This is a genomic window from Candidatus Jordarchaeum sp., from assembly GCF_052745115.1.
The window spans coordinates 1-4,839 of the sequence record NZ_JBRAKS010000300.1 but is presented as its reverse complement, the minus strand read 5'-3'; the positions used below and the strand labels follow the sequence as shown (position 1 = coordinate 4,839).

Here is a 4,839-nt window from a genome sequence, read left to right as displayed (position 1 = left end):
CATAAGTTATATATCAACAAATACCCATATAGGAGTTTCGTCTGAATATATGGATTTAACAATATGCACTAAAAAAAGCAAAATGGAAATAAAGCAATTTTTTATTTTTGCGTCTTTCGAGGGGCAATAGTGTCCATGCACAAGTAGCATTTAATATGTATTACACTTGGTAGTTGTCGGGCCTTTACCAGCCATTCATATATTGCGTTGTATTCTGGGAGACTCACAATCGTTACCAAATCATGCTCTCCAGCAATTACGTAAATGTCTCTTACCGCCTCATCTTCCTCTAAAGCTTTTAAAACCTCTTGCTCAGCTCCTGGCTTAATATCAAAAATCATAAACGCCATCATCTCTCCTCACCATCCTCATACATCTATCAAAGCTGATTTCCAAACCTTCATCACTGGCAGAGTTTTAGTTTTCACTATTTCTCTCAGTTTTCTGATATTCATAACAATATCATAAATTCTTCTCAGATTATCAGAGGCTATAATGGCGACGATATCATGATCTCCCGTAACCAAATGAGACTCCTTTACCTCAGGTGCGGCATGAATCTTTTCGAAAACAGCATCCTCAGTTCCGGGTATAACACTCATTTCCAGTAAAAGAACGTACATCTCCATCTCCTCACAAAGTGATATATTTCTTAACCAACATACAGTTTAATATTTATTTCCCATGGAATTAATAAAAAAAGAACCAGAAGGAAAAAGAGTTAAGCAATTGTGGTCTTCAAGTATCTGGGATTACGCATTAATCCAAGCTCTTCATCATCCGGTTTAATTTTCAGCTTTCCCGCCTCAATTTCCTTCAAAATTTTCAAGATACGATTCTCAATATCTCCCTGAAACTTTAGAGTCGCCGTAAACAACATAAGACTTCTAATCAGAGTATCATTTTCGGACAATTTTGCATCCATAATTTTTATATCACATTTACCACCGATATTTGCTATCTTGGCATCAATTAGCCCAACTTCCTTATTCTTTTCCGCATTGAAAATTCTGTAATCCGTTCCTAGAGACACACGCTTTCCAATAATCTTGTACGCCTCATAGGTTCCACTTCCTTCATTGTATATGTTCAAAGCGTAGGTGTCCGTCCTAAGCTTACCCCGATAAACCTTCTCCACCGTGTGCACAAACTTATCAACATCCAAGATTATGGCAAATACTGTAAGTGGTTCACCTGTACCAAAGGATTTCGCAATCTCCTTGCCAACCAGCTCCTCAATGCTGCCATACCAATCAATGTTTTCCTGCGCTGACTGTTTAAAAGCCTTGATAACCAATCTCTGATCAAAAACACTTTTCAGCTCCGCCTCGTCCCAAATCGATCTTCTATAACCAATTACACCGATTTTATCCTTATCCTTCTTCAACTCTCCATACAAGTCCATATCCTTGGTAAACTGGCGGCTCTGGCTCATAAGAACCTCTCTCTGCCGAATTCCAATCTTTTCGTCATGCAGACTAGAAGACCAGAAGTCCACGGTGTAGTTTACTGTTTTTGACAATATTTTTCACCATCCAAAAATTAATAGTCTGTGATAATATTAGAACAAAACCAATTTATAAAATGTTTTGAGTACAATAGGGAATTATATTAACTAACTTTCATTCCCTTAAAATTTTAGGATTTTCTCAATCCGCAATTACTTGTAATATTTTTCACTTTTACTTATTGAGTCGTTCCTTGTACTCAACCATTTTACGAAGGGATTTAGCCGCTCTCCTAGGATCAGAATATGCTGGAACACCTCGACTCACGAGCATCTGGGTGAACTCTGTGTCCTTTGTTATACTAAATACAGGTCTTTGATATTTTTCTACAAGCTTAGCCGATTCAATGGCAATTTTTTCCATCATCTGTCGATAAATCTGTTCCATCATATTAAGATACTCCTCACTCATGCTACCCCTCTCCCTCCAGTTTTTAACCATAACCGAAAGGTCTCCCGCAAAAAACTGAATAATCAACGAATCAACAACATCATTCTCAAACAGAATATCACCACTCCAAGCCAGCGTATCCACATCACGCGTAGCTGCCAGATCTATGGGATTACCATGACTCCAATAAGGAGGAGCCCTCTCACTTATCCTATCAATAACACTCTGCGGCAACCTAGGCACCTCAAGCCCAAACTCCTCACAAGCATCAGCAGCTAAAACCCCCCAACCTCCACCCGGAGTAATAATACCCACCCTTCCCCCCCGAGGTAGGGTCCCCATCGAAAAAGCCACCGAATAATCAATAAGATCCTCAGTGCCCTCACAAACAATAATATTGTTCTGCTTAGCCACAGCATTAAAAATCTCAGTAGCCCCCGCAACTGAAGCCGTATGCGAGCGAGCTGCACTAGCACCCGCACTAGTTCTACCCGCCTTAATAACTATAAAAGGCTTCCTTTTAGTCAACTCCCGTGTAACTCTCAAAAACTTTTCACCGTTGCGTACACCTTCTATAAAAGCCGCCACAACCTTCGTATCCGGATCATAAGCAAAATATTCCAAAAAATCTTCTATTTTTAAGACCGCCTCATTCCCACTACTAACAAACTTGGAAATCCCTCCACCCATCCTAGCCATCTCCCCCATAAGAACTAAACCTACAGTACCACTCTGACTCACCATACTAATATTTCCAGCAGGCGGAAAACTAGTAGCCATCAGAGTATTCAAACTCAAAGAATTATTGATAATGCCCATACAGTTGGGACCTACTGTTGCTATCCGATTTTCCTCTGCTATTTTTGCGATTTCTTCCTGCATTTGTTTGCCGCGTTCATCCACTTCACCGAAGCCCGCGGTTATTATAATGCATGCTTTTACTCTCTTCTCAGCACACTCTCGAAATACTTGTAGAACATATTCTGCTGGGATGACGATAACGGCAAGATCCACTTCCTTTGGTATGTCGGTGATTTTTGGGTAGGTTTCCACTCCGTGGACTTTCTCCATATTGGGATTTACAGGAAAGACTTGGCCCTTGAATCCGCCAAAAATCAGATTAGAAATAACGCTATTTCCAATTTTGCGTGGAACATCTGTTGCCCCAATGACTGCAACAATTCTGGGCTCAAATAGCGGTTTTAGATCATAGTCGCTATTCATAAATGCCACCACAGGCGAGCTTATATAAAAATGTTATAAATACTTTTTCTCAACATTAAAAACAAATTAAATTATGAGAAAGGCAAACACGCCGAAACACTACTTAAAATAATTTATTTATTTTCCGCTTTCATGATTCTCTCTAAATATTCTTGATACTCCACCATTTTTGCAATACATTTTACCGCCCTTATGGGACTTCCGAAAACTGGCACTCTGCTGTTTCTCAGAACATTATACACTTCACTGTCACGAGTTACAAATAAAACCGGTTTCCCGTACTTCTCACTTACACTTGATGCGCTTTCCGCTAGAGTTCTCATAAACCACCTAGAACCTTTTTTAAAAGTCTCAATCTCTTCCTCGCTAAAAATCGATATCTTAGAAAGAGGATCAAATGAACTTGAAAAATCGTAAGCTATGTATGCATATAGTAATGTGTCAACTACGTCCTCTTCGAAAAGAATCTCACCACATAATTTGAAGAGGTTTATATCTAGGCTAGAAACTAGGTCTATGGGGTTCCTGCGACTCCAGTAACTCGGAGCCAGCTCACTAATCTTGTCCACCACGTTTGCTGGCAAAGGAGGTACCTGTAATCCGTATTCTTCGCAAGCATCAGCCGATAATACTGCCCACCCTCCAGCCCCACTTAGGATTCCCACTCTTCTTCCTTCGGGTAGTGGGCACTTAGCAAAGGCCGTAGCATAATCCACCAGTTCATCACTATTTTCTGCCAAAATAATTCCAGTCTGTTTTGCTACTGAGCGAAAAACCTGAATTGAACCAGCAATTGAACTAGTATGAGAATGAGCGGCTTCAGAACCGGCTTTCGTTTTACCCGCCTTAATTGCTATAAACGGCTTCTTCCTGCTCAGTTCTCTTGCTATATCCCTGAATCTTTTACCGTCCCGGACCCCCTCTATAAAAGCCACAACCACTCGTGCTTCAAGATCACTGCTATAATAGTCTAAGTAGTCTTCTAATTTTAATACCGCTTCGTTTCCGCTGCTCACAAATTTTGTGAAGCCCGCTCCGGTTCTGGAGATGGAATCCATAAGTACCATGCCCAGAGTTCCGGACTGTGAAACCATAGCGATATTTCCCTTATTCGGATTTACAGGACTCATGATCGCGATGAGATTTCCAGAAGCACTATACACCCCCATACAGTTAGGGCCCACTATTTTCATCCCACTTCTTCGACCTATCTCGGAAACCTCATTCTGCATTTTTTCTCCTTCCCCTCCCACCTCCTTAAAACCGGCAGTAATCATAATACAAGCTTTGACCCCTTTCCTCTCACATTCTCTTAAAACCTCAAGAGCAGTATTGGCAGGTACCGTTAATACCACTAGGTCGATGTCTCCTGGAATTGAACTGATATTGGGATAGGTCTTTAATCCTAAAACCTCGTTCTCATATGGATTCACTGGATAGATTTCGCCCCTGAATTCTCCGGAAAGAACTGCAGCGAGGGTAGCACCCCCTATCTTTCCAAATGTATTGGAGGCACCGACCACCGCAATGTTTCTTGGTTTGAATAGAGCATCAAAATCACTTTCTTGTCTGCCCATAGGTTATCGCCAAAGCCGAAGTTATTAGTTCCAGTATAAATAATTTTGGGGAACTTTTTGGTTTAAAAAAGGGGAGGGTGGTAAAATAGGTTCTGATGCCAAATACGGTTGGTAAGGTTAATGTGTGAATCATACCATTC

The 4,839-nt window shown here is 40.8% G+C and carries 5 protein-coding genes; all 5 read right to left on the bottom strand.

All coding sequences use genetic code 11. The annotated features are described in order from the left end of the window. Positions 1-101: 101 nt before the first annotated feature. The gene (locus tag ACUVXA_RS16495) at positions 102-353 is read right to left on the bottom strand and encodes an Lrp/AsnC ligand binding domain-containing protein (protein ID WP_445872382.1); all 252 of its coding nucleotides are present in this window, start codon (positions 351-353) and stop codon (positions 102-104) included. A gap of 15 nt (positions 354-368) precedes the next feature. Beyond that, positions 369-623 carry an Lrp/AsnC ligand binding domain-containing protein gene (locus tag ACUVXA_RS16490; protein WP_445872381.1) on the bottom strand — a complete coding sequence of 85 codons (255 nt, stop codon included), beginning with the start codon at positions 621-623 and terminating at the stop codon, positions 369-371. A 98-nt stretch (positions 624-721) separates the two neighbouring features. Next, positions 722-1,522: a hypothetical protein gene (locus tag ACUVXA_RS16485; protein WP_445872380.1), complete on the bottom strand. Its 801-nt coding sequence runs from the start codon at positions 1,520-1,522 to the stop codon at positions 722-724. A gap of 160 nt (positions 1,523-1,682) precedes the next feature. Next, positions 1,683-3,122: an acetate--CoA ligase family protein gene (locus ACUVXA_RS16480; RefSeq protein WP_445872379.1), complete on the bottom strand. Its 1,440-nt coding sequence runs from the start codon at positions 3,120-3,122 to the stop codon at positions 1,683-1,685. Between the two features lie 113 nt (positions 3,123-3,235). Further along, positions 3,236-4,699 (bottom strand): acetate--CoA ligase family protein, encoded by a 1,464-nt coding sequence (locus tag ACUVXA_RS16475; protein ID WP_445872378.1) that lies wholly within the window; start codon positions 4,697-4,699, stop codon positions 3,236-3,238. Between the last annotated feature and the right edge of the window lie 140 nt (positions 4,700-4,839).